General features: G+C 37.7%; 22 protein-coding genes and 2 pseudogenes. 6 read left to right on the forward strand and 18 right to left on the reverse strand.

The annotated features are described in order from the left end of the window. Positions 1-65: 65 nt before the first annotated feature. On the reverse strand, positions 66-1,385 hold the full coding sequence (locus BM057_RS01435; protein WP_092090957.1) for a uracil-xanthine permease family protein: 1,320 nt from the start codon (positions 1,383-1,385) through the stop codon (positions 66-68). Between the two features lie 21 nt (positions 1,386-1,406). Next, positions 1,407-2,768: a guanine deaminase gene (gene guaD, locus BM057_RS01440; RefSeq protein WP_092090959.1), complete on the reverse strand. Its 1,362-nt coding sequence runs from the start codon at positions 2,766-2,768 to the stop codon at positions 1,407-1,409. 1,136 nt (positions 2,769-3,904) lie between these two features. Here guaD and BM057_RS01450 point away from each other — a divergent pair. The 3 genes from BM057_RS01450 (at position 3,905) to BM057_RS01460 (ending at position 6,674) form a co-directional block, all read left to right on the forward strand. Continuing rightward, a complete protein-coding gene (locus tag BM057_RS01450) occupies positions 3,905-4,417 on the forward strand; it encodes a hypothetical protein (protein WP_092090964.1) in 513 nt (170 codons plus the stop codon). Then, on the forward strand, positions 4,401-5,747 hold the full coding sequence (celB, locus tag BM057_RS01455) for a PTS cellobiose transporter subunit IIC (protein ID WP_092090966.1): 1,347 nt from the start codon (positions 4,401-4,403) through the stop codon (positions 5,745-5,747). The genes BM057_RS01450 and celB overlap by 17 nt, the downstream gene beginning before the upstream one ends. A gap of 195 nt (positions 5,748-5,942) precedes the next feature. After that, positions 5,943-6,674, forward strand: a complete 732-nt coding sequence (locus tag BM057_RS01460) for a GntR family transcriptional regulator (protein WP_092090968.1) — start codon at positions 5,943-5,945, stop codon at positions 6,672-6,674. A gap of 204 nt (positions 6,675-6,878) precedes the next feature. Here the strand turns inward: BM057_RS01460 and BM057_RS01465 are convergent, their stop codons facing one another. Together BM057_RS01465 and BM057_RS01470 are read right to left on the reverse strand one after the other, a co-directional pair. Continuing rightward, positions 6,879-7,598, reverse strand: a complete 720-nt coding sequence (locus BM057_RS01465) for an HAD family hydrolase (RefSeq protein ID WP_092090970.1) — start codon at positions 7,596-7,598, stop codon at positions 6,879-6,881. A gap of 248 nt (positions 7,599-7,846) precedes the next feature. Next, a complete protein-coding gene (locus BM057_RS01470; protein ID WP_177186142.1) occupies positions 7,847-8,581 on the reverse strand; it encodes a MurR/RpiR family transcriptional regulator in 735 nt (244 codons plus the stop codon). A gap of 48 nt (positions 8,582-8,629) precedes the next feature. Here BM057_RS01470 and BM057_RS01475 point away from each other — a divergent pair, with 48 nt between their 5' ends. Together BM057_RS01475 and BM057_RS01480 are read left to right on the forward strand one after the other, a co-directional pair. Next, the gene (locus tag BM057_RS01475; RefSeq protein ID WP_092090974.1) at positions 8,630-9,244 is read left to right on the forward strand and encodes an AAA family ATPase; all 615 of its coding nucleotides are present in this window, start codon (positions 8,630-8,632) and stop codon (positions 9,242-9,244) included. A gap of 17 nt (positions 9,245-9,261) precedes the next feature. Beyond that, positions 9,262-10,487: pseudogene (locus tag BM057_RS01480) on the forward strand (PTS sugar transporter subunit IIC); the annotation flags it as partial. Between the two features lie 174 nt (positions 10,488-10,661). Here the strand turns inward: BM057_RS01480 and hxlB are convergent. The 7 genes from hxlB to BM057_RS01515 all read right to left on the reverse strand — a co-directional run bounded on the left by hxlB (position 10,662) and on the right by BM057_RS01515 (position 16,237). After that, complete coding sequence (hxlB, locus tag BM057_RS01485) at positions 10,662-11,204, reverse strand: 6-phospho-3-hexuloisomerase (RefSeq protein ID WP_092090976.1); 543 nt, start codon at positions 11,202-11,204, stop codon at positions 10,662-10,664. Further along, entirely contained in the window at positions 11,201-11,827 is a 627-nt protein-coding gene (locus tag BM057_RS01490) for an orotidine 5'-phosphate decarboxylase / HUMPS family protein (protein WP_092090978.1), read from the reverse strand. Before BM057_RS01490 ends, hxlB begins: the two co-directional genes overlap by 4 nt. After that, the gene (locus BM057_RS01495; protein ID WP_092090979.1) at positions 11,824-12,789 is read right to left on the reverse strand and encodes a sugar kinase; all 966 of its coding nucleotides are present in this window, start codon (positions 12,787-12,789) and stop codon (positions 11,824-11,826) included. Before BM057_RS01495 ends, BM057_RS01490 begins: the two co-directional genes overlap by 4 nt. Before the next feature lie 23 nt (positions 12,790-12,812). Beyond that, positions 12,813-14,084: a gluconate:proton symporter gene (locus tag BM057_RS01500; protein ID WP_092090981.1), complete on the reverse strand. Its 1,272-nt coding sequence runs from the start codon at positions 14,082-14,084 to the stop codon at positions 12,813-12,815. A gap of 14 nt (positions 14,085-14,098) precedes the next feature. Further along, on the reverse strand, positions 14,099-14,344 hold the full coding sequence (locus tag BM057_RS01505; protein ID WP_092090983.1) for a hypothetical protein: 246 nt from the start codon (positions 14,342-14,344) through the stop codon (positions 14,099-14,101). A 2-nt stretch (positions 14,345-14,346) separates the two neighbouring features. Then, positions 14,347-15,084: a sugar phosphate isomerase/epimerase family protein gene (locus BM057_RS01510; protein ID WP_092090985.1), complete on the reverse strand. Its 738-nt coding sequence runs from the start codon at positions 15,082-15,084 to the stop codon at positions 14,347-14,349. A 163-nt stretch (positions 15,085-15,247) separates the two neighbouring features. Next, positions 15,248-16,237, reverse strand: a complete 990-nt coding sequence (locus tag BM057_RS01515; protein WP_092090987.1) for a LacI family DNA-binding transcriptional regulator — start codon at positions 16,235-16,237, stop codon at positions 15,248-15,250. Positions 16,238-17,128: 891 nt separating this feature from the next. On the opposite strand from BM057_RS01515, the gene BM057_RS01520 reads away from it, so the two are divergent. Further along, positions 17,129-18,031 (forward strand): hypothetical protein, encoded by a 903-nt coding sequence (locus BM057_RS01520; RefSeq protein WP_092090989.1) that lies wholly within the window; start codon positions 17,129-17,131, stop codon positions 18,029-18,031. 171 nt (positions 18,032-18,202) lie between these two features. Here the strand turns inward: BM057_RS01520 and BM057_RS11880 are convergent. From BM057_RS11880 to BM057_RS11515, 7 genes and pseudogenes are all read right to left on the reverse strand, one after another. Then, positions 18,203-18,676 (reverse strand): annotated as a pseudogene (locus BM057_RS11880) (transposase); the annotation flags it as partial. Between the two features lie 223 nt (positions 18,677-18,899). Further along, a complete protein-coding gene (locus tag BM057_RS01525; RefSeq protein WP_092090991.1) occupies positions 18,900-21,518 on the reverse strand; it encodes a glycoside hydrolase family 38 N-terminal domain-containing protein in 2,619 nt (872 codons plus the stop codon). Continuing rightward, on the reverse strand, positions 21,515-22,570 hold the full coding sequence (locus BM057_RS01530; protein WP_092090993.1) for a PTS fructose transporter subunit IIC: 1,056 nt from the start codon (positions 22,568-22,570) through the stop codon (positions 21,515-21,517). Before BM057_RS01530 ends, BM057_RS01525 begins: the two co-directional genes overlap by 4 nt. 2 nt (positions 22,571-22,572) lie before the next feature. Next, positions 22,573-22,893, reverse strand: coding sequence for a PTS fructose transporter subunit IIB (locus BM057_RS01535; protein ID WP_092090995.1), 321 nt, complete (start codon positions 22,891-22,893; stop codon positions 22,573-22,575). A 19-nt stretch (positions 22,894-22,912) separates the two neighbouring features. Continuing rightward, positions 22,913-23,359 (reverse strand): PTS sugar transporter subunit IIA, encoded by a 447-nt coding sequence (locus BM057_RS01540; protein ID WP_092090997.1) that lies wholly within the window; start codon positions 23,357-23,359, stop codon positions 22,913-22,915. A 4-nt stretch (positions 23,360-23,363) separates the two neighbouring features. Beyond that, positions 23,364-24,371, reverse strand: coding sequence for a BglG family transcription antiterminator (locus BM057_RS01545; RefSeq protein WP_342708077.1), 1,008 nt, complete (start codon positions 24,369-24,371; stop codon positions 23,364-23,366). A 193-nt stretch (positions 24,372-24,564) separates the two neighbouring features. Further along, on the reverse strand, positions 24,565-24,701 hold a 137-nt coding region (locus tag BM057_RS11515), incomplete at its 5' end, for a transposase (protein WP_177186144.1).

Raw genomic sequence — 24,701 nt, forward strand, 5'->3', positions numbered from 1 at the left:
GAGTATAAAAGGATCAAGACGATCCCTTATACTCTTTTTTTGATGTTTATCAATGCATCAATCTATTAATCTTCTGGCAATACTTTATTTAAAATGATAGCTGTTAAAGAGGCGATTGCGATAGGAGAACCAAAAAGATATTGGATCATGATCGGCAAAGTGCTCAAATAATCAGCTGGCAAGAAAGTCAAAGCGATCACCAATAAAATAGGAATAGAAATCACATAAATTTCTTTTTGTCCGATTTGCTTTTGCTTGAGAACTTGGAAACCGCTCATCGCAATAACGCCACAGATGAGTGCAAATACTCCACCGATAACAGAGGAAGGAATAGACGAAATAATAGCCGATAGTTTTCCTGATAAACCAAACACAACGAATAATCCGCCAGCAGCGATAAAAACGCGACGGCTGGCAACACCAGTGATCGTAATAATCCCCGCATTGGAAGAATAACCTGTGACAGGAGTTGTTCCTAAAAGAGCGGCAGCCATGCAGCCTAAGCCTTCTCCGATCACACCGCGATTGAGGTAATCTTTATTGAGCGGAGTTTTGGTGACATTACTCACAGCTAACCAAGTGCCGATCGTTTCAGACATCAACACGAGGTAAATGATCAGCATCGTTACGATTGCAGAAAAGTCAAATGTAAAAGTAAAGTCTTTGAAAATAAATTGCGGCATCGAGAACCATTTTGCTTCAGTAACAGGCGTTAAATCAAGCATGCCCATAAAACCCGCTAAAATACTGCCGGCAAAAAGCGCGATAATAACTGACGCTACCCGGAAGACCCGCCCGCCTTTAGGAGAATGGCTGCCTAGAATAGAACAGCCGATCATCACCGCTCCTGCAAAAACCGCTAAGAAAATATTTTGACCGATTGAACCGACCGCACTGCTGTAAATATTGTCATTTACAGCAGCCGGCATCAAAGATAAGCCCACACAGAAAATAATTGTTCCGCCGACGATCGAAGGTACAAATGAATCAATGAATTTGTGGAATAAACCGGTAAAGCCTATCAACGTTAAGATAACGGCACAGACAAAGCTGGCACCCATTGCAGCGCCCCATCCTTCCATTCCGCCGCCGTGAGCCAAAGTGATACCGGCAATCGCACCAATCGGAATAAACGAAGCGCCTTGTGCGACCGGCATTTTCATTAGCAGGCCGGATTGGATGATCGTTGCAATCCCAGCAGCAATGAAAGTCGATTGGATCAAGATGGTCGATTGACTAGCTGAAAAACCCACAGCTAAAGCAACGATAAAAGGTACCACATAAACATCCATTGCTAGTAAGTGCTGCAATCCAAGCAATAAGCTTTTTTTCCAAGACACTGTTTCCTCTGTTTTGACTGTTCCATTCACTTGTGTCGTTTCCATGGTGTATCTGATTCTCCTTTTTTATTCGTTGATTTGCTTTCCTTGTACCCATACAGAGACGATATTTTCACGTTTCGTCAAATAAAGCAGCTTTTGGAAAATATCTTCTAAGGGTTCATTTTCATCAAAAATCGGCATAGAAGCTTGAGCAACAGTCGTGTCGATCACTTGCGCATCAAAGGCATACTGTTCTGCCAGTCGTCCGATCGGCAAACGCACACTTTCTCCTCCGCCAACTGTAGCGAAATAAAAAGCTTCTTTCACAGTAATGCGAGAATGATCTGTTCCGCGTTCTTCAGGCGCTTTCTTCGTGTCCACGCCATCTTCCAACATACGAGAAGAGATAACGGCTTGGCGAATCGCTGAGTAGACACTCGGGTCGTAACCGCCAGAAAGATCCGTACCTAATCCCACTTCAACGCCCTGTTCATGAAATTGCTTGATTGGGATCACACTGTTTGCAAAATAAGCATTTGAGATCGGACAATGAGCGATCGCAGTTCCGGTTTCTTTAAAAGTCGCCGCATCTGCGTCACTCAAAAAGTTGCAGTGAGCCATGACTGATTTATCTCTCAATAAACCAAAGTCATTCAACACTTGCGTATCGTGTTTGCCAAAGCGCTCTTTGACATAGCCATGTTCCCAATCACTTTCGCTGCAGTGGCTGGTCACATGCACATCATACTTTTCAGCCAATTTTCCTAAACCAGCTAAAGCTTCATCCGTACAGCACGGCACAAAACGCGGTGTCACCACAGGATATACCCCTTGGACCGTTTCAGCTTGCAAAGCTTTGACCCGTTGAATAAATCGTTCCGTATCTGCTAACGCTGATTCAGTATCTTCGTCCCGATAATCAGCCGGATTCTGCTCGGCATCATCCATCACCACTTTGCCTACGAGCCCGCGTTGACCTTTTCGCGCACAAATATCCGCTAACAAATAACTCGCTTCTTCATGAACCGTGGCAAAATACAGACCCGTTGTGGTGCCATTTGCTAGTAACGTATCGACCAAATGGGCATAGACCTTTTTGGCAAAAGCCGTATCTTCAAATTTAGCTTCCAACGGGAACGTGTACGTATTCAGCCATTGATAGAGAGGAATATCCAGCGCGGTGCCGCTTTGTGCCCATTGAGGAGCATGAATGTGCAAATCAATAAATCCTGGCAAGAGATACTGCCCTTCTTTTAGCTCAATCAGCTTTTGTTCGTCTTTTGCTGCTTGGAGGGTGGACTGATAGGAGGAATCAGACGGCGCTAGACGCTTAACGATCATCCCCTTACCATCTATGCAAAAGAGATGGTTCTCTAATATTTCTATTTCTTGGGCAGATAGACTAGAAAAGCCAGTGCCCTTAAAAACCTTAACAATATTTTCCATTACTCTCACCTTTGTTCGTTTTATTAACACGTTTCTTATTATAGAGTCTCCTTTAAAGAGAAGTCAACGTTAATAACGAATTTTAACCATTCACTCACTTTCAATGTTCGTGTTTTCAAATAGATAAATTCTATCATTTTTGAATGGAATCACTTCAAAACTGCGTGATGGTTAAGTTGCGCGAACAAATGAATCTAAAAACTTGCATTTAGCAGCATAAATCTTTTTTTGTACTGCAACTCGTTCACAGACTAGACTTCTGTGATCAAGTTTAGAGCAGAAAATCTACAACTCGTTCACAGACTAGGCTTCTGTGATCAAGTTTAGAACAGAAAACCTGCAACTCGTTCACAGACTAGGCTCCTGTGATCAAGTTTAGAACGTAAAATCTGTAACTCGTTCACAGACTAGGCTCCTGTGATCAAGTTCAGAGCAGAAAACCTGCGACTCGTTCACAGACTAGACTCCTGTGATCAAGTTCAGAACAGAAAACCTGCAACTCGTTCACAGACTTGGCTCCTGTGATCAAGTCCAGAGTATTAAACCCTGCAACTCGTTCACAGACTAGACTTCTGTGATCAAGTTTAGAACGTAAAATCTGTAACTCGTTCAAAAGATAGAATGCCTCCTAGTTTTGCAGCACATTTGTTCCGGTATGATAGGAAGAAAGTCAAAAGACTTTTAAGGGTGCAAAGCCACGCTTCGCTCGCTTTGCATCTTTTCACTAAGGTTTTGTGCTATCAATCAAGCAACATGAGTGTATGAGACTTTGTACGTAGCCCCTTCCAATTTATTGTGTTCGTTGTAGTAGTAAATAGAATGAAATAGACCAATCATCATGAAATGTCCGTCCTGCTTACCTAAATAGAATTAGAACCACAAGCAGACAGAACTTGATTTTATTCTGTCTACTCCTAAATGGAAAGAATACATCTTTATCAATAGACACAAATTCATTTGTTCATGCGACTCTCCACTCCTCTCATTCAATGAATAAAATGCTAAAATTTTATTTGCATTTTAAAAAAAGTAACCGTTTGCAATGAAAATAAAGTGTGCTAAAATATAACTTGTTCGAACAAGTTATATTGAAATTTCCACATTACCTACCGCTCATCAGAAAGGAGGAATAGAAAATGTTAGAAAGGAAATCTATCTCAAATGAAGAAAAGCAATATTTCGCCCAAAAGAATATGCGCTTTAATCGTTTTTTGATATTCCGTTATATGACAGCGCTTTTTTTCTTCGTAAATTTATATTGGGCTATTCTTAGTCTGTCAAGGTGGTCTTATGCCGGATGGATCCCGATTGGTTTATTAATTATTGATGGCCTTGTTCTGCTTGAACAAACGCAAAAATACTGGCAGCAATCCAATCAACTTACCCTAACTAAAATGGGCTATTGGATCCAGTCATTCATAAATGCTTTAGGGATCATCCTCACCCTATTTAACCAGCACATGCTTTTCGTACCGTTTATGAGCCAGTCTGGAAAGGCGCTTTTATTATTTTTATTCACTGCTGGGCTTTTAGCCTGTCTATTTGTCCAACGTAAAATTTGGCTTATTGAGCAGGATCGAGATCGTTATTTGAAATACTTAGAGATGTTTGAAAATAAAGGAGGAAAAACAAATGGAGTCAGAAAATAATAAACTATTTACCTTTTTAGATAAATACTTGATGGGACCCATGGGCAGAATCTCTCAATTCAGAATTGTACGTGGGGTTATGGCTGCCGGGATGGCGTCTATTCCTTTTACGATCGTTGGTTCAATGTTTTTGATCATTAGTGTCTTACCTCAAAGTTTCCCTGCACTGGCAAATATTTGGAGTGCTTCATTTGATAAAATTCAGAATCTATATATGTTGGGAAATACGGCCACAATGGGCATCTTAGCTTTATATTTTTGTATCGTCTTTGGTTATGAATATACAAAAATTCAAGCACAAGAAGAAAAACTTGCCCTAAGCTCAGTCAATGGTGCTTTGTTATCGATGATGGCTTTCTTTATGTGTCTACCACAATTGGTTTTTGAAGGCGGCGTAGCAACTATGGTCAATGTCATTTCAGACGATCAAAAAATTATTGATGGTTGGGAAATGGCGGGTGGCGTGACTCGTTTAGGAACTACCGGTATTTTTACCGCTATCATTATGTCGATCATTGCCGTAAAAGTCTATGCATTTTGTGTAAAGAAAAACATCTATATCAAAATGCCAGATACCGTTCCGACCGGTGTTTCTAATTCATTTACTGCATTGATCCCTACTGCTTTGATTGCGTTGATCGTTATTGTGATCAACGGAGCGCTCGTCTTTATGGGAACGGATATTTTCAAAGTGATCGCCATTCCATTTAGTTTTGTTTCCCATTTGACCAGCAGCTGGGTCGGCTTACTCGTTATTTACTTCTTCATGCATGCCCTATGGATCGTAGGGATTCATGGTGCAACGATCGTGACTTCTTTCTTGACGCCGATCGTTTTGTCAAATATGGTCGAAAACCAAAATGGCGCCAATATTGCTTTTGCCGGAGAATTCAATAATAGTTTTGTTACCATTGGTGGTTCTGGAGCAACATTAGGTATGGTGATTTTTATTGCTTTCTTTGCGAAATCAGCGCAATTAAGTGCTTTAGGAAAAGCAGCGATAGTTCCCTCTTTCTTCAATATTAATGAACCAATCTTATTTGGGATGCCTGTCGTTTACAATCCCTACACTGCGATTCCCTTCTTCTTAGCACCGATGGCTTCCATGTCAGTCGCTTACTTTGCCATTAATTTAGGGTTTGCTAATCCACCGATCGCGCAAGTCGCTTGGCCAACACCAATCGGACTTTCAGGATTTATTGGATCAGGCGGCGATTGGCGCGCATTTGTTCTTGCGCTGGTTTGCGCACTTGTAGCTTTCTTAGTTTGGTTCCCATTCATAAAAATGTATGATAAAAAATTATATGCAGATGAACAAAAAGCGGCTTAACACTCCTCTTTAGAAGGACATACCAATTGCAAATAAAATCCAGCTATGAAGATGCTATGATAGCTGGATTTTTTATATGCATAATTAAAATATGCCAAAAAGAGCAAACAGCTGAGATTAAAGAGAACGAAATGCTTTTTTAAGGTACAATAAAGACAAATTGAGTTGGAAGAAAATAAAAAAGGAGCGGAAAATATGCAGAAGCAATGGGATATTGATTCATTGACTGCAGATATCGTTAAGCGAATCAAAAAACAAACATTGGCCGATAAAAATGGCAAGCTACCGAGCGAAAGAAAATTGATGGCTTACTATAATGTCTCCCGGTATGCTCTCCGGCAAGCTTTGGGCAAACTAAGCAAGAATGGTTATATCTATCAAATTCAAGGACGTGGTTCATACATCCATGAACACCATGATCAAACCAACTCGATCAATCAGAGTGATTTGGGATTCACAGAAGATCTTGCTCGGGAAGGTAAAAGTATCCAAACAGTGAGTGCCTTTCAACGCATAGTTCCATTTTCTGAGATCGATTTTTCCCCTGGGAACCAACAATTTTCAGATGACCAGCTGTTCGTTGAAATTGAACGGTTTCGTACATTGGAGAATAAGCCCTATCTAGTCGAGCACTCCTATTATTTACCAGAAATCGTTGGAGAAATCTCAGAAGAAGCGATGTATGGGTCGATGTTTGACTACTTATCAAAAGAAAAAGGCTTAACGGTTGGCTTTATTGATAAATTCATTCGTTGTGAGTTGCTGACAGAATCTTATGCAACGTTCTTTCATTTAGAAACAAATATGCCCTCTCTAACTGTCAGAGACGACAGCTATTTAAGAGAAGGCGAACTAGTAGCATTTTCTAAAGTCTATTACGATTATCGAGATGCGACGTTATTTATGCATAAAAAATTATTAGAATAACAGGGTAGATGCTAAGGAAAGGATACGGAAGAAATGTTTTGCAGCAACTCAAAAAAAGCAGATCATTAAGGAGTGGTTCTCCACTCCTGTTTATATTGAAAATATATGATGCACAGCTTCTTTTGACTTTTTCTACATTCAACTAAATTCATCACTCATCATTTTCTCCAGTTAATTCTTCACCTTCTACCAACCATTCCTATCCTACTGTCCTTTATGATCATTTACTATTTTCTTGATTAGTCTTGACAACGAGTCGCCTTCGTTCACGATATGATCAGGTTGGATGGTGGAATCTGGCATTTTTTTGTTTCTAGTGTTGATCCAAATAGCCTTCCATCCCGCATGTTTTGCGCCAACGACATCATTTGCAAAAGAATCGCCAACATAATAAGTATCTTTGCTCGTCAAGTGCATCTTATTTTCTGCGATGTTAAAAATTTTTTCATCAGGCTTCGCTGCTTTCTCCGCGCCAGAGATAAAAACATGGTCAGGTTCTATCCATCTCGATAAACCGAGCTGCTTTATTTTATTTTTTTGGTGCGCTTCTGGTCCATTGGTGATGATACCAAGTTCGATGTCGTTCATTTTGCAATAATGAAACGTTTCTTCTATATCTGGAAGCAACTGGATATGATGTTGAAAGTTTTCATAAGCATACTGAAAGTTTAAAGCTTCTTCCTTTTCTATTTTTACATCAAACACCTCAAAAGCTTTTGTCATACGGTAGATATGCATGTCCCTCAAAGGTAATTCACCCTTCTCCGTTTGCTCAAAAACTTCATCACTATATTTCCGACTGTATCGAAACAACTCTTCTAACGGAATAAAATCATAGTGTTTAAAATAGCGCTCATACGCTTTTCTAAAGGGCCACAATTGATCGTATAACGTATCATCAACATCAAATAGGAATGCACTCATCTTTCTATCTCCTTCAAATCTATTGCTTTAACTATACCCTCTATTTCCTGAAATAATCAACAAAACATGCACCCCAAATCGAGAATGCATGCTTGATAAATATTAAATTTTTGTTGACCCTGCATCTTCTATCCACTTGAACCAACCCGATTTTTCTCAATCTTGAACTTGTTTTTACATTTTTGAACCTGTTTAAAAACGTGCTATCCTTATTCGATAACGCTTCATATCCTGTTATGATAATTTTATCAGCTGATTGAACGTTTTAAATAAGCGCTTAGTAACAGTTCAAATACTAGTAAAATCGAACCATAAAATAAATGAGGCTCATGAGGGGTGCTGGAGAATTGGATGTCATCATAAGTGGCGACAGATAATCTGGAATAGTTTGCGATGCCCGAGTTTGCGTTTCCGACAAAGCTCAAAACGTCGACACTATTGTCATAGGCTTGCTTGACCAGTTCTTTCAAACGAGCCGTTTCGCCCGACTCTGTCACCACGACTAAAAGGGTTTCTCCGGCATATTCTTTCCCAATCAATTCTAGATGGGAATTTGTAATACTTCGAAAGCCTTTGAGAATGAGGGACTCGTTGAGATAATTCGCGATGATTTGTGAAAATCCAGAACCTAGGATCATGATCGTTTTGTCTTGATAATCGTTTAAAATTTGTTCGAACTCATCCACATAACGTTCAGACAATTTTTGATAATAAGGCAAGGCGGTCACTTCAGCGGGATGAGCCACTTCTTCTAGCAAAGTGTTTTCCTTCATTTTAAATACGAGCTCGCTGTAACCAGAAAAGTTCATCTTTTTGGCTAAGTTCACGATCGTAGCCGGCGAAGTATAACACTGCTTAGCAACGCCGCGAACCCCTAATTCTTTGATGTCCTTCGCATGACGTTCAATAAATATCAGAATGCTTTTTTCCGTTTCATTTAAGTTAAATTTATTTGCTAAGTTTTGGATATTCAATTTTTTCACCTCTTCCTCAATATCATATCATAAGAAAAAGAAATGGAGACGATTCAAATGGAAAAAAAATATATTGCCGATCCTTGGGCTAGAACAACCACTCGCAACAACTTAAGCGGCGACGAAGTCATTTCTAGTTTGCAAAAATGCATCCGACGCGGTTTAACGAAAGAAGCTTGCGAGTTTGCTTATGAAATGTACATCACTTCCCCTCAATTTGAAGAAAAATTATGGCGCAGATTATTGGCGATTTCAGTGGAAGACATTGGAATGGGTAACCCGAATGCAGCCGTTATGGTCAACAACTTTAACCAAATGCGGAAAGAATTTGCTTACAATGAATCTGACCGTGCGATGTTCTTCTTCCATGCCATTCGCGTTTTAACCGAATCAGAAAAAGACCGTTCAACTGATTTGCTAAAAAATATCGTCATTAAAAGCTTCGCAATGGGCTACGTTCCTGAGATTCCTGACTTTGCTTTGGACAAACACACCACACGCGGGATGGAAATGGGACGCGACTCCTTCCACTTCTTGAATGAAGCCAGCAAAGTGATTCCACAAATGGAAGTTTCAAACAATTATAAAGAAGAGTATGCAGAAATCTTAAAGAAATATGATCCAAACAACACTGTAGCTAATGCATTTGAATTTAATAGCTGGCAAATTTAAAAACAAGGAGAAGAGACATGAAAAAGAATGCTACTTTTCTAGAAAAATTAGATCGAGTGTTAAGCCCCATCGGAAGCAAATTGGGGAATCAAATTCATTTAAAAGCAATTTCTACAGGGATGATGTTCGGGTTGCCGTTCATCGTGGTGGGTTCCTTGTTCTTGATTTTTGCCAACCCTCCCATCAATCTAGAATTATACGATCCAGAAACAGCAAACTTTTTTGTGCGATTCCTTGCGAGCTGGAAAGAATTTGCCGTTGCACATTATGATACCTTAACGGCGCCTTATAATATGACGATGGGCATCTTCGGCTTGATCTGTGCATTTGGTATTGCCTATTCACTGGCACGCGATTACCAATTGAATGCTGCCATGAATGGGATGATGTCCGTATCGATTTTCATGTTGGTCGCTGCCAATAGCGTCGAAGGCCAAATCTCCACTGAATTCCTTGGAACAAATGGTTTATTCGTTGCCATCATCATTGGTTTAATCGTCGTTGAAGTGACGCGCCTGATCGACCGGTTGAATTGGAAAATCACCATGCCAGATCTGTCCCAACAGCGGTCACTGCTTTTGTCAATTCACTATTGCCTTTGCTCTTTAATATTATTTTGATTTATGGTGCGAACTTGATCATTATGGCGTTGACCGGCAGCAACTTCCCAGAATTCATCATGATGCTGCTTACTCCTGCTTTAGACATTGCTGGAAACCTATGGGGCTTTATCGCCATCGTGACATTCGGAAACTTTTTATGGTTGTTTGGGATCAATGGTTCCTCGATTATTTTCCCGATTCTTTTCTCGATCGGAATCGCCAATACTGGAATCAACAGCGAATTGGTCGCAAACGGACAAGCACCCGATGTTGCCATGAACTTGCAAATGTTTAGAATTTCAGTTCTAGGCGGAGCTGGCGGAACACTCGGCTTGATCATTTTGATGATGCGCAGCAAATTGCCTCATCTTAAAACCTTAAGCAAAATTTCGATCGTGCCTGGTATCTGCGGTATCAACGAACCGATTATCTTTGGCTTGCCGATCGTGTTCAACCCTATCTTAGCTATTCCATTTTTAATAACGCCAATCATCAACTTGGTTTTAACCTATTACGCTCAGTTAACAGGCATCATTTCGATGGGTTACATCATTGACCCTTCCTTTACGCCTTTCTTTGCACAAGCTTACCTCGCTACAATGGATATTAGAAACGTGCTATTTTATTGTGCCTTGATTATTTAAAGTATTTTCATCTACTATCCGTTCTTTAAAGTGTATGAAAACAGTTTAAGCAAAGAAGAACTAGCAGAAAACTAAAAAAATTTTTACCAATGATTGAATCATGGAATAGAAAAAGCGGAAACGTACAGCTCTGAATGCTGCGTTTCCGCTTTTTTTAAACTGTTTTATCTTCTACTCCACATTCACGTGCTCATGCAGAGCGTCTTCGTTTGAGGTTTGGTCGCGGTGAGCGAGTTTCAAGGTTAAGGCATCGAGAACGATATGGACGGTTTGGTCGAATAAGGAAGACAAGAGTTGAACTGACTTGATACCTGCTCCTGTTTTCGTTGCTCCCGGTACCACGATCACTTGATCGGCTAGCTGAGCTAATGGTGATTCCGCGTTGCTCGTCAGCACAACAATATCCAATCCCAATTCTTTTGCTTTTTCAGTGTCAGAAACGATTCCTTTTGTTGTCCCTGAGCCAGAAATGGCCACCCAAGTATCGCCTTTTTGGATCGAAGGTGTGATGGTTTCGCCTATGACATAATCCGTGTAGCCAATATGCATCAACCGCATCGCAAAGCCTTTTGCTTGAAAACCGCTTCTACCAGCTCCTGTGATAAAAATGCGTTTATCTTTTTGCAGATAAGGCATGGCTTTTTCCAATTGACTTTCATCAACTAGGTCCATGACTTGTTGAATTTCGGACATAATGGTTTCTATTGTATTCACTGGTGAATCGCCTCCATAAACATCTCTACCGTTTTAGCCGGTTCTGAGCTTTTAGTGATTTTCGAGCCGACAATCACTATTTCTGTCAGCCCTTGCGCTGCTAATTCCTTCGCTTGCTGTAAATCGATCCCGCCCGCAATAGCTATACGTTTTACTTGTGGGAAACGTTGGTGAAATGCAGCCACACTACCCGTTGCATCCAATGTGTCTTTTCGATCGATCGAGTGATGCAAGCAAAAAATAGCTTCGTCAAAGTCCAATATCTGTTCAATTTTATTTTCGTCGACTTCTAGTAAATCGATCATCATTGTTTTGCCTTTTTCTTGACTGACCTCGTAGCAAGCTTTCAACGTATCGTAAGAAGCTGCTCCCATGACCGTCAAGATGTCTCCGCCATGCAAGTACCCTTGCCGAAACTCATAGGCTCCCTCATCGATCGTCTTCAAATCCACTAACAATTCGGTTTCTGTTAGCACTTGGCGTATTTGTTCAATGGCCAAATTGCCGTAATCTTTGATCAACGAAGTGCCCATTTCAAGAATATCCATTTTGCCATTGAGGGCTTTTGCCATAGCAACCGCATCCTCTAGCGATACGCGATCAATCGCTGTTTGTAACTTCATTTTTTCACAACCTTATGTTCATGCAAATAGTTTTCTAATTCTGCTGGTGTTGGGTAACCGTCACTGTCGCCAGGTGATTGAACGGCTAAAGCCCCAACTGCATTTGCTCTCGTCACAGCTTCTTCCAAGGACTGACCTTCCATCAAAGCTGTGATCAAACCTGCTGCAAAACCATCTCCAGCCCCGACTGTATCCACCACTTCCGGTACACTGAATCCTGGAACCGTGAAACTTGTACCGTCTTTTTGTTTCACATAGGCGCCTTCTTCCCCTAACTTAACGATCACGGTTTTGGTCGTTTCGCCATTTTGTAAATAAAAATCAGCAATCTTTTCTGGATTGCGGCTACCCATTAAAATCTCACCTTCATTGATTCCCGGTAAAATGATTTCAGCGTGAGAAGCCAATTCATTGATCGTCTCTACCATTACTTCTTGGCTTTCCCATAGTTGAGGACGCAAGTTAGGGTCAAACGTGGTGCGAATGTTGTGCTCTTTCAACAATTGTACCAAATAACGGAAACTTGCTAAAGCTTCTTTAGAAATCGCAGGGAAAATACCTGATAAATGAGCAAATTTGACATCAGAAAAATCAATCTGGTCTAATATTGCTTGGTTAAAATGAGCCGCAGCTGAACCTTTGCGGAAATAAAAGATATTCGGGTCGCCTGTGCTGACACGGTCTTTTAATTGAAAAGCCGTCCAGTAATCTTCCGTTTCTTCGATGTAATCCGTACCAATATTGTTTTCGTTCAACTGATCAATAATAAAGGCACCAAAAGGATCTTTCCCTAAGCATGTGATGTATTGTGTCGTATGTCCTAGTCGTGAAACCCCAACAGCCACATTGACTTCGGCACCGGCTAAAAACTTTTGAAAATGGCGAGCATCTTTCAAGCTCTTATCTACTTCTTCTGATCCAAATAAAGCAATCGGTTCTCCAACGGTTAAAAATGCACTCATGATTCATTCCTCCAATGTAGTTTTTATAATAAAATATAAGCGGCAATCAGATTGATCACAGTCGCGCCCCATGCCCATGGCAACCCTGTGAGTAAAAAGGTCTTTGTATCGACTTTAGCGTATTGAACAGACCATAAATTCCAAGATTGAGTGATACAAGAGGAGATCCCCATCATTGACGGTACGACGAGTAAGCCGTATAAGAAATATTGGTCAAACATTCCTGTTCCAACAAAGATCGCTGCAGTAGCTGCTCCTGCACCATACAGCATCAACGGTCCGCGGAAATAGGATAAAGGCGCCAGGATCGCTATGATGATCACTAAGAGCAATTTGTTATTCGGAATCACTTGTTGGAAAATAGGCGTGAATCCAGACATCGCATGAATCGCAGCGGATTGGAACATCGTCAATACAAATAACATGATCAAAAGTCCCGCAATGTCACTGATCGCATGTTTAGCGGTTTCATTCATCATCGTCACAAGTCGTGCGTAGCTCTTCATATTTCCTGTAGCTGCAAACGCAATGATGATCGATAGCAGCAAGGCAGGAACAGCATCCCACTTTGCGAAAATGCTTAACGCTACCGGCAAGACTGGCAAAACGTATGTCCACATCGGTACATCAGCAATTTCTTCTGACTCTTCGCTTTCAACGATCTCTGGTTTCCCATGACGGATCTTTTTGGCGTTAAACAAAATGAATAGAAGGACGACGATCATTTGAACGCCCATGGCTACAAAACCAAAACGTTGGTAATGGAGACCCCATTCTACTTCAGGGAAGAACACTTGGAATTGCACGAATAAGACGTTGTTGACATACATCGCAGCACCAATCGACATCGTGAAAATGGAAACTGCGATCGGCTTTGGAACACCGATTGAAAATAGAATCGGAAATAAAATCACACCGACTGCAATCGCTGAACCAACACCATAGGAACTGGTAAAGATCAACGCCACCACCAGGGCAATCAAAATCGTCGCTAGGACTGGGCTCTTCTTCCCGATTTTTTCGGTCCGCCGGCTGATACTGCCTGCAATGCCTGTGTCCACTAAAACACGACCAAACCAGGAACCGAAAATGATATAGGCGGCTGTCTTCCCATAATTCAGTACTGGATCGGTAAAGATTTCTTTGACTGCTTGATCAAAAGGCACCATGCCAATGATCGTCCACAATACCGCCATGACGAAGAAGCCTACTGTTAAGTTGCCCCCTCTCATGGCATAAACGATAAACAGCAGAAACGTTATGGCTAATAAAGCGCCTACAATTATACTACTCATACTTTGTCACCTCCCTAATACTGATTCAATTCACTTAAAATCTTTTGATACGTCGATACTTTATGGTGTTTGTCTTCGGTAAAGAAACTGTTTTCTAATGTGTTGAAACGTTGTGCAAGATAGTACGCTGTCAAGTAAGCAGCTAAGGATTCTTTTGCGGCAACTTCCATTTCTTTAGTTGAAACATCCGGTTTTTCAATTGAATCCATAAAGTGATAAGCAAATTTTTCCGGATCGATTTTGATTTGTTGTTCAGACATCATTATTCCTCCTCTAACAAAGCTTTGGCTTCAAGAATTTCTTGCTTTTCGGTAGTAGGATATTCAATCGCGATCGGTGCATCTTTTGGTAAAAGTGTCAATATGTCTCGCCAATCGATCTCACCATGATCTAACCCAGCCGCTTGCGGCTTGTTATCTTGGTAGGTTACATCTTTGACGTGGATGTAGCGCACATATTTTCCAAGTTGTTCAGCCGCTTCTTTTTCGTTTTCGCCGACAAAGCGCCAATTTCCAAGGTCATAAACATAACCGATATTTACCCCTGCTTCTTTAACGGCACGCATAAATGTATCGATTGCAGAAATCGTACCAGACGTTTGCGTTTGGTCGTTTTCAATATTGATTGCGATCCCTTGCTCCGTCAAAGACTTAAGTTCAGTTACATCACCTTTGAAATGAGCAAAATCACCAATGTTCCATTTGATGTGCTTAATGTTCATTTGTTTGGCTTCTGATAAGTAGTCCCCTAACTTAGGATTGACATTCCCGTCTACGAACACTTCATCCGGCACACTGTAAAACAACTCCAGCTCATATTCTTCCGCTAATTTTTTAATGTCCGCCCTTTCGCTTGCTAAATCTTTAAAATATTCTCTGCGCACTTCTATTTTTCTAAACCCTAAAGCAACTGCCTCTTCAATCAATTCGCTTTGAACAGCGCCTTTCTGCACTTTTTCAGCAAATACCAATAGATTCAATACGAGTTGTTTGTTCTTCATCATACCCATCCTTTCAATTAGTTAACCGGTTTCCATAAACACATAGTAAACCGGTTAACTAAAATTGTCAAGCGCTTTCAAATATAAAAAAGAAACTTACATTTTCAAGCAAATAAAAAAGCTTGCGAGACCAATTCTCCAAGCTCCTTCATGATTTTAAAATTTATACTGAATAACGCCATTGTAATTTGGCTGGAATAATATATCTTTCGACTTCCGTTTTGTTGTTCTGAATGATATTCATGATTTGTTCAGCGGCCGTCTCGCCAATCACTCTGGTTTGCTGCTCAATACTGGTGATCCCAGGACCGACCAAAGCTGTTAATTTCCAATCATCAAAACCCGTGATGCCGATATCATCCGGTATGCTAATCTTTTCATTGATCAAAATAGTCAGCAATTCCATTAAAACGCGCCCATTTGTTGCAAAGAGAAGCGTTTTTTTAGGTTCTTTTACTAAAGATAAAATTTTTGATGCTAAGCTTTCTTCAAAAGTCGTTTCGATCAAAACCAATTCTCGGCCTGCAGCTTCTGTCAACTCTTTAACCGTTTGATAGCGCAACTCGCGCGTCACGATATCCGTTAATGGTTCACTTACCACAACGATTTTTTCGTAGCCTTTCTGCAAGACTGTTTCCATCAACTTTTGAGTGGAGGTCACATTATCTGATGCGACCAATGGCCATTTGAGCGGCTCTGTTTGCCGGTCTACCAACAGCACAGGAATACGTGCATCCTCTAAAAAGCTGTACTGAGCTGCATCGCGCGAAGACGCTTGGAGAATAATGCCTTCAACACCCTGGTCGATCAGCTTTTCTAGTAACGCTCTCTCCTGCTTAATAGAATTCGCCGCGTCGACAATAATCATCTGGTACTCAACTTGCCCCAAAACTTCTCCGATTCCTTTTAGCAACAAAGAGGAATACATATTTGAAATATCCGCTACGACGATTCCAATCAAATAACTGCGCTTAGATTTCAACGCTTGCGCCTGCCGATTCGGACGGTATTTCAACTCTTCGATCGTTTGCGCGATCCGTTCTTTCGTTTCTTTAGACATATTGCCATAATGCCCATTTAAAAAACGAGAAATCGTCGTCTTAGATACCCCAGCTTTTTCCGCCACCTGAGAAATCGTCACATTTTTCCTCATCCGCCCACTCCCTTATCGCAACATTTCGATCTTCTAAATGAATCCTCACTTACCATTATCGCTAATTTTAGACGTGTTAGCAACTGGAATGTGGGAGAGAATGAGTGAACAGAATTCTTTTATATTTGATTCCATTCTTTTTTAAGTACACTGACTTTATTTTTATCTATAAGTATAATTTTTTTATAAAGGTTTATCCTCTTCTATCTAAATGATAATTTGGAAATAAATTGAACTTATACAGTAAATTTCAAAACGCCGATTGTAAAAAATGTGTTCTAACAAAAACACAAAAAAGTTTTAATTTTGTTACTTCTTAAAAAATAAAAAAACAGCTTTGCTGCGTAAACCTGAAGGATATAAAAAATCAAAATATTTAACAAAGAATGCTTTTACAAGGCTAATCCACAAATTAGACGAAAAATCTTAATGCAATATTCTAATTTGATTTTAAATACTTTCTATCGCTCGTTCAGAGAAATAACTATATCTCTCAATAAAATAACAAAAGACGTTTTTAGTTAACAGTAAGTCAGCTTCAACCAACCAACCTTTAAAAAACAAATATAAGGGGCAAAATGAAGCTTTTAGCTTGAAATGGTAGATAACCTTTAGTTTTGATAAAACACTCTTAAAAGTGTTTATTTTGCTTTTATTCGTTGCACAAAAAAATATAAAGTGTTATAATTCTTTTATAGATAAAAAAGAACGAAAAGGATTGCCGTCCTTTTCGTTCTAGAGACATTCTTTATAAAATGACGTTCGCTATGTGTTAGCTTTATTTCAAAACCATCTACAAAATTATTATACCTTTACAAAAGTATTTAGCAACCCATTCTCATTAAAAATTGTCTCTTTTTTATCTTAAAACACATGAAAAGGAGCATTTAAATGCAAATTAAAGAAGTTCTATGTACAAGTAATAAGCAAGTTATGAATGTAAAAGAAGTTGCGGAACATAAAAATCATGTTCAAATTAAACAACACTTACAGTGCAATACTCCAGGTTGTGAAGCAAAAATTTCTTTTGTCTCAGGAAGCTCAGGCAAGCATGATCACTTCAGGACAGTTAAATATAGTGATCATAGCGAAAGCTGTTACATATACCGTAGCAAAGAAGAGTTGAAAGAAAGAATCAAAATGAATGAAAAAATTGCAGTTTCTTTAGACAAAAAAGATGTTAAACGCAGAATAATGTACTTTTTCAAAAAAAGAACGGATAAAGCTGTTAATGGAAAACCATTTAAATCAAGTCCCATAAAAAGAAAAAATGGAAATACAAAAGCCATCCTAGGAAAAGCAGCTGTGCTAGGTGGAAAAGATGCTCCAACACTTGAAGAAGCCAAAGGAAGCAATAGAGTTTATGGACCACGAATTCAGCCTTTGGAATTGAATCAGATTTCTGAAGCGGAGGAAGGTAAACTTTTTCAGCTTAGTGCGTTAATTGAAAAAGTAAGGAAAACGAAAAATGGATTTGAGTTGGATATATACATGGGTAGTACTGAGGCTATCTTAGTTATCAATGAAGCGTTCATTAAAGGCAGCAAAGATCAACAAATCCATGATTATTTTACAAGCCTAATAAAGTTTACTGACGTTAAGGAACAATACGATTTCAAAGTAACCATCTACGCTTTTTGTATGTTCGAGACATACAATAAAAACGAGACAATTATTTTTGCTGACAATTTCGATACGTTTTTTGTTTCTGTTAGCGGAAAATATATAAAACCTATTAAACTAGATGCTTTTCAAGCAATGTTCATAAGAGAAACTTGGAAAAAGAATAACTAAAAACTGGATCTAAAAGTAGATAGCTTTTTAAAGCGTCTACTTTATAGGGTCCAGTTTACTGCTCCCTGTAACGAACAGGGGGCTTTTTTTAGATTCAGCTGTCCACGCACATTTTTGTAATAATTAGTGTAACTATCTACAACCGTTCTTAATTTTTCTATAATTTCACTAGACTCCGATAATGGTGTCGCTTTCTAAGTAGTTGATCTTGGTTTGGAATTTTGGAAAAACAGTCTTTCGTTCCGCAATATTCCGTTTGAAAGCTTGTCTTCCTCGGCGTTCTCTATGTCCATTGGGTTTCCTCTTTCCTTTTAGAGGAAGTGTTGTCGTTACGAATAGGTTTTCTTTAAACTAACAATAAATTGTTCGAATAGAACAATCAATCGTTTTTTCACCTCGGCCGATAATCATATCTAGAGTCCAGCCTTGACTAACTTTCTCTTTAATAGAGGTTTGTTGATCTTCAGATAAAACGATTTCCCGCCGGCCACACCGTTTCTTGTTTACCCTGTATTTCTTGTAGTAATCTAAGCTTGTACGGCCTTCTTTAAAGAATGAAATGACTATCTGAATCGTTTGTCTCGAACGCTTCAGATACTGAGAAATCTTGAGAACAGAAACTTTATTTTGGTAATAAGATTCTATTAAAACTCATTCGTTCGTGATAAGATGGGTATAGGTCATTCGTGATCACTCCTCTGTTTTCTTTGGTCGGAAATACAATCTGAGTGTACCACGAATGGCTTTTTTAGTTGTCTAATTTAATTTTACAATTTGCGTATTATAAAAAATAGAGCTGTTCTCAACTTGAGATTCAGCTCTATTTTTTACAAATGGAAATTTGAATTTAATATTTAAAAATAAAACTCTATTTTAACTTAGATTTGATTGTAACATAATCATATGGTGCTATGTCTCTGCATTGTTTGACTGGTTTTTCAATAGCATCTACAACTTCAAAATTATTTAAAATATTACTTTCAATACTTATTTTCTGAGAAGTTGGATTTGCTAATCTAATAACGTATGTGTTTGGTGTACTGGATTTAAATGAGGGATAGATTGCTGAGACGAGTAAATTTTCGGGCAACTCAAACAGTGAGTAACTTCTTTTTACTAAAATCTCATTGTTTGTTGGCCAAATTTTATTATCTAATCGGTGAACAAATTTATTTAAATTTTGTCTTTGGTATGAAATGGATTGAGCTAGTCTTTGAAATTCAATTTTGCTAATTTTTTCTTCATTAATTTTTCCATCTTCAACTAAAATTGCAAAGCTTACTTCATACATTCCGATTTCTTGAGCCATAGGTGTAGACATCATAATATGTCCTTCATTTGTTGTATCTCCAGAAGCTCTACCAGGTCTCCATGCAATATCAGGCTTACCTAATTGTCCTGTAGTTGCAAAAAGAGTAATGTATAATTTATCTGATACTCTTTCGAATTCTTTCAATCCATCTGCAAATACAGTCACTGTCTCTTTTGAATTCTCTACAGAAACAGATTTGTCAAAAATTTCAACATTAACAGGCTTTTCAGAATACTTTTCTGCCCAGTTTTCTTCAATTGATTGAGGTTGTTTTTCTATAAAGCCATTTTGAATTTTTGAAATAGATTTTTCTGAGCTATCCTTTGTATTCAAAACCAAGCGCGTCCTATGTGATAATACTTGATTATCAATAAAAATTTTACCTTCAATTAATTGACTGTCTTTCCTTAGATTCAAGTGAACTTCATACTTCACTAATTCAGTGTCTGGCTCATTGTTTGTTCTATCGGCTAAGTCTTTAGGTAACGCTTTTTTACCACTTAAAATCAAAGTGTCAGTATCTGGAAGTTTTGCCACTTTTGCAGTTTCGAAAGTTAATTTAATTGGAGAATCATTTAACAGAGGAGAAAAATCATACGTATCCCCATCATTAGCTTGGTTTTCTAAATAAACAAAGTTTTCATATTTATTGCCATTTTGCGTTTCAAGTATCAGTACGTTCTTTTCAAATGTAATAATATAAAACTCATTGTTTATACTGTTTTCCTCTACTATCTTTTCTTCAATTAGCGGCTCTGCATCTTCTTTAAAGGTAACAACAGAGTAGCCCATAGGCGGTAGGTCAACGTCAATCATGATGTCCAGCTCATAGTATGCTGGCTCTGTAATATAATCAAAACCAGAGGCTACTAATTTTTGAACATTATGACGTTCTGGATAGTATTTTTCTTCCACTAATATATTCGTAGCACTACTTTCAAATTTAATATTTTTTGTTCTAGACGTTATATGAACTACTTTAGTACCTGAATACGAATATGGATCTGTATTAAACACCAAAACTTCATTATGGGCTAATTCTAATTGATCGGCAATTTTTTTAACAATTAAGTTTTCAATTCCTTCAGCGATTTCCTTAGCTTCTTTTATTCTATGATAGATATCTTTAGCGACGCTATCAGAAACACAACCACCTATACTATCATGAGCTTGATTTTCTAGAACTTTTTTCCATAATCTTTTCAAGAGCCCTAAACTGATATTTATTCCAATATCTTTAGCTATAACCATTAAAGGTTCTATTCTTCTTAAAAGAACTTGTTCTAAATAAAAATTATTTAATTTTAAATCCGTCCGTACAGAACCAATTGTTCTATGTGCACGAGAGTATTTAGGCATTCTTAGTTCGCCCTTGTACTTAGGTAAATAATCTTTTTGACGAAGTTGATCAACAAAGAATTCATAATCACCGACATAATTTTCATAGTTGCTCATCTTATTGATTTCATCTATAGTCTTATCAAAATTCATAACCATATTTTTTTGATCAATACCAGATGGAATCAAAATAGTATCATGATTGCCGTTATCAGATAAGAACTTAATAGAAGGATCCAATTTATTCGTTACAAATTCTTTGGGATTAGATAATGCATCTTCTGTAAGAAGACCGGTCATATAACCAAACGGGAAGTTAATGCCTATAATCTCTTTTTCACCTAATCCATTCCATTTAAAATAAGGTGATTGGACTAGTTTTTCAAAATCAGTTCCTCTCCAAAAAAGAATATTATCTATTCCTGCATGAACTAATAATGTTGGCATTTGAGCATTAAAGCCAAAGGTATCAGGCAAATAACCAAGCATAGAAGGTTTCTCATATTTATCAATTGTATCATTAATCCCAATGATTAAATTTCTAAAAATAGATTCAGCGTCTACTAATAACGCATCTGTTTGTGTAAACCAAGGCCCAATAAATAAGCGCTTTTCTTTATTTAATTTTTTAATTAAAGGTAGCATTTCTGGATTAAGTTCGACATATTCATCCACAATGGAAGTCTGGCCATCCAAATAAAAATTAACATTTTTATTTTTTTCTAATTCTGTTAATGCTTCAGTAAATACTTGATCACTAAGCACTTTGGCATCTTCAGTAGTAAAATACCATTCTCTATCCCAGTGAGTATGTTGTACAAGATATGCTTTTATCATCTATTATCTTCTCCTTGTAATTCAGTCGTCTCTTCTTTTCGACGTTTTTTTAAATCTTTTATAACATTAACCATTAAAGCACCTACCACGCCACCTATAAGAATACTAATAACGTAAATAATTGCATTAGAAGTGAAAGGAATTGCCATGAATGTAGACAACATTGTTTGGTGGGTTACACCAAAAAAGGCGTTTATTCCTCCACTAACAGCGGTTCCGACAACAATACTTGGTATAACAGCTAAAGGATCAGCAACAGCAAACGGAATAGTTCCTTCAGTGATGCCAACAAGTCCCATAATCATAGCAGTTTTACCATTATCTCTTTCAGCGTCAGAGTATAAATTCTTATTCAATAATGTTGCAATGAACATAACTAATGGTGGTATGCCTATTCCTAATAACATTGCAGTACTTGCTGCATAGCTTCCTGAAGCAAATGAGGCAGTACCAAATGCATAGGCGATTTTGTTAATAGGTCCTCCCATATCAAATGCCATCATCGCACCCAATAAAGCTCCTAAGAAGGTTGCATTAGCTCCAGACATACCATTTAACCAATTTGTTAAACCTTCAGTCATAGCTGTAATTGGAACTCCGATAACATACCACATTGCTAGTCCTACGACAGCTGTCGTAATAAAAGGAATAATGATGATACTTTTTAAGGTTTGTACTTTTGGTGAAATAGGCATCTTTTTTAGTAAATTAACTAAATACCCTGTCAGAATACCTGTTACCATTCCACCAATAAATCCTGCACCCATTTCATTTGCTACTATACCTGTTACAAACCCTGGAGCAAGACCTGGCCTATCTGAAATTGAATATGCAATATATCCAGAAATCATAGGAACTATAAAACCTAAACCAGTCTGTCCTATCATTCTTACAACGCCCCAAAATGTTTCTGTGGTATCCCATACTTCTTGTCCTCCAAATATAACAGCAAGAGAAGTTAACAATCCTGCTGCTGTTACTAAAGGAATCATGTATGAAACGCCGCTTTGAAAGTGTCTAGTTAATTCTTTCCCGAACTTTTTTATATTCATATCTATTTCTCTCCTTCGGCCATATTTATCGCTTTACCTATTACTTCTTCCCCTTTTTTAATTACTTCGGAAGTTCCTACTTCTAATATTTTTTTATGTTCAAATCTATCTCTGTCTGCTACATTCGTATCTACAGAAAAAATAACAACATCTGCTTCTTTGATATCTTCTTCAGATAATTTATTTTCGATCCCCATGGCTCCTTGTGTTTCTACTTTTATTTCAATATTCTTTTGTTTTGCAAATTTTTCAAGATTGGCCTTTGCCATGTAAGTGTGGGCTAAACCTGCGATACAAGCTGTAACTGCTACTATTTTTGTCATAATTTTTCTCTCCTATTAATTAAAATTGTAGTGCGCTATAAAACTGTTCAAAATCATTTGTTGCTTTTATTTTTTTTACATATAAATCATCCATTAATTTCTCTGCTAAATCTGCTAAAATCCTTAAATGTTTATCGCCTTCATCACTACCCTTAATAGCTAGTAAAAAGACTATCTCTACAGGTTCCCCATCCATAGAACTCCATTTAATAGGTTTATTTAATTTAGCTGCACAAATAGTAGATTCCTTTACAAAGGAACTTTTTCCATGTGGAATCGCTATATTCTTTCCTATTCCAGTTGATATTTGTTCTTCCCTATTTATAACTTGATGAACAAACTCCTCTAAGTTTAATATATATCCATTCTTCTCTAGCCTACTAGCCAACTCTAAGATAACTTCTTGTTTATTGTTGGCTTCTAAATTTAATATAATATTTTCTTTTTTGATTTTTATTTCACTCATGAGTCTACAACTCCTTTAAAATATCTATTAACTCTTGATAGCTACTCACCTTTGTAATTCTATTTAGAATTAACCTATTTGAGATTAAATCATTAAAATATTTATAAATATCATCTAAATTATCAAGTACTTCTTGATTAATTCCAAAAAAGAAAATAATTTTCACTTTTTCTCCATTCCAATTTATTCCGTTTGCATTAATAAAAATACTAATTGAAGGCCTTTTAATAAACTCGATTGTACTATGAGGCATAGCGACATAGTGGTCCAAAACAGTTGAAGATAGCTCCTCTCTCTGAATAGCGCTTTCATAAATACCCTTTTTGGCTTGTTCATAATAAACTAAATTATCAGTTATTAATTTAAGCACATCATTTTGGTTTTGGTCATCAGAATAAGAAATAAAGAAATTTTTTTCATTAGTTAGGTTCACGAATGCTTTACCTTTATTACGTGGTAATACATAATCATCTATTTTTCTTAGATCCTTTTCTGAAATGATTGGACTCACAGTGATTGATTTAAAACGTTTATCTTTGATAGGAATTGTACTGATAATCAACCTATCTGCATGTGTGCTATTTAATTCATTAATACCTAAAACATTGTCGATTTGGATAGTATCTCCAAAAGCGAATTTTATTCGTTGCTTTAGTAATTTTGATGTACCTAAACCGCTTGCACAAACTAATAAAACATTTACTTTCCTATTCCTTTTTCTTTCTAAAAAGGATTGAATATGCAAAGCAATATAGGAAATTTCATCGCTTGTAAACTTAACATGATAAATTTTTGAAATTTGACTCACAAAATCTTTGCTTATTTCGTATGATTGAATGAATGCTTTTCTAATTTCATTTTTATACGCATTTCGAATAGAAATATTCTCTTTCATTCTATTTATTGATGCTCTCATATGAAGGGCTAAGTTATCCAAAAGTTCATTATCTGGGTCATATGGTTTAAGAACTTGTTCAATAACTTGCCTTAACCTGCTTTTATCCTGAATAATTCATAGCTTTAATTCTTTGGCACATTTTATTGAAATATGTATCACTAATATCCCTATCAACTGATTTTGACTAAAAAGTTACTTCAAACATTCACTGTTCAAAAATATTGAGGAATAAATTTTGGGTGTAAGGCATTTTGAGCATACTTCTCCCTGGATAACTTCCCAGTAAAAAAATCGTTAGATTGTTGGATTAGATCCATTGACTGGCTCGCCTCAGGCGAGCAAAGACCCTGTAGAATTCATTCTGATACACATGATAACTAGATAATTTGAGATAGACTCGTCTACCCGTTTGGACTAATTTCCCAGCAACTTTCAGAAACTTCA

It is taken from the genome of Pisciglobus halotolerans (genome assembly GCF_900113675.1).
GTDB classification, from domain to species: Bacteria; Bacillota; Bacilli; order Lactobacillales; family Carnobacteriaceae; genus Pisciglobus; species Pisciglobus halotolerans.

Coding starts and splice junctions, on each gene's coding strand:
- BM057_RS01435 (WP_092090957.1), bottom strand. CDS start 1,385: ATGGAAACGACACAAGTGAATGGAACAGTCAAAACAGAGGAAACAGTG.
- guaD (WP_092090959.1), bottom strand. CDS start 2,768: ATGGAAAATATTGTTAAGGTTTTTAAGGGCACTGGCTTTTCTAGTCTA.
- BM057_RS01450 (WP_092090964.1), top strand. CDS start 3,905: ATGTTAGAAAGGAAATCTATCTCAAATGAAGAAAAGCAATATTTCGCC.
- celB (WP_092090966.1), top strand. CDS start 4,401: ATGGAGTCAGAAAATAATAAACTATTTACCTTTTTAGATAAATACTTG.
- BM057_RS01460 (WP_092090968.1), top strand. CDS start 5,943: ATGCAGAAGCAATGGGATATTGATTCATTGACTGCAGATATCGTTAAG.
- BM057_RS01465 (WP_092090970.1), bottom strand. CDS start 7,598: ATGAGTGCATTCCTATTTGATGTTGATGATACGTTATACGATCAATTG.
- BM057_RS01475 (WP_092090974.1), top strand. CDS start 8,630: ATGGAAAAAAAATATATTGCCGATCCTTGGGCTAGAACAACCACTCGC.
- BM057_RS01490 (WP_092090978.1), bottom strand. CDS start 11,827: ATGAAGTTACAAACAGCGATTGATCGCGTATCGCTAGAGGATGCGGTT.
- BM057_RS01495 (WP_092090979.1), bottom strand. CDS start 12,789: ATGAGTGCATTTTTAACCGTTGGAGAACCGATTGCTTTATTTGGATCA.
- BM057_RS01500 (WP_092090981.1), bottom strand. CDS start 14,084: ATGAGTAGTATAATTGTAGGCGCTTTATTAGCCATAACGTTTCTGCTG.
- BM057_RS01505 (WP_092090983.1), bottom strand. CDS start 14,344: ATGTCTGAACAACAAATCAAAATCGATCCGGAAAAATTTGCTTATCAC.
- BM057_RS01510 (WP_092090985.1), bottom strand. CDS start 15,084: ATGAAGAACAAACAACTCGTATTGAATCTATTGGTATTTGCTGAAAAA.
- BM057_RS01515 (WP_092090987.1), bottom strand. CDS start 16,237: ATGAGGAAAAATGTGACGATTTCTCAGGTGGCGGAAAAAGCTGGGGTA.
- BM057_RS01520 (WP_092090989.1), top strand. CDS start 17,129: ATGCAAATTAAAGAAGTTCTATGTACAAGTAATAAGCAAGTTATGAAT.
- BM057_RS01525 (WP_092090991.1), bottom strand. CDS start 21,518: ATGATAAAAGCATATCTTGTACAACATACTCACTGGGATAGAGAATGG.
- BM057_RS01530 (WP_092090993.1), bottom strand. CDS start 22,570: ATGAATATAAAAAAGTTCGGGAAAGAATTAACTAGACACTTTCAAAGC.
- BM057_RS01535 (WP_092090995.1), bottom strand. CDS start 22,893: ATGACAAAAATAGTAGCAGTTACAGCTTGTATCGCAGGTTTAGCCCAC.
- BM057_RS01540 (WP_092090997.1), bottom strand. CDS start 23,359: ATGAGTGAAATAAAAATCAAAAAAGAAAATATTATATTAAATTTAGAA.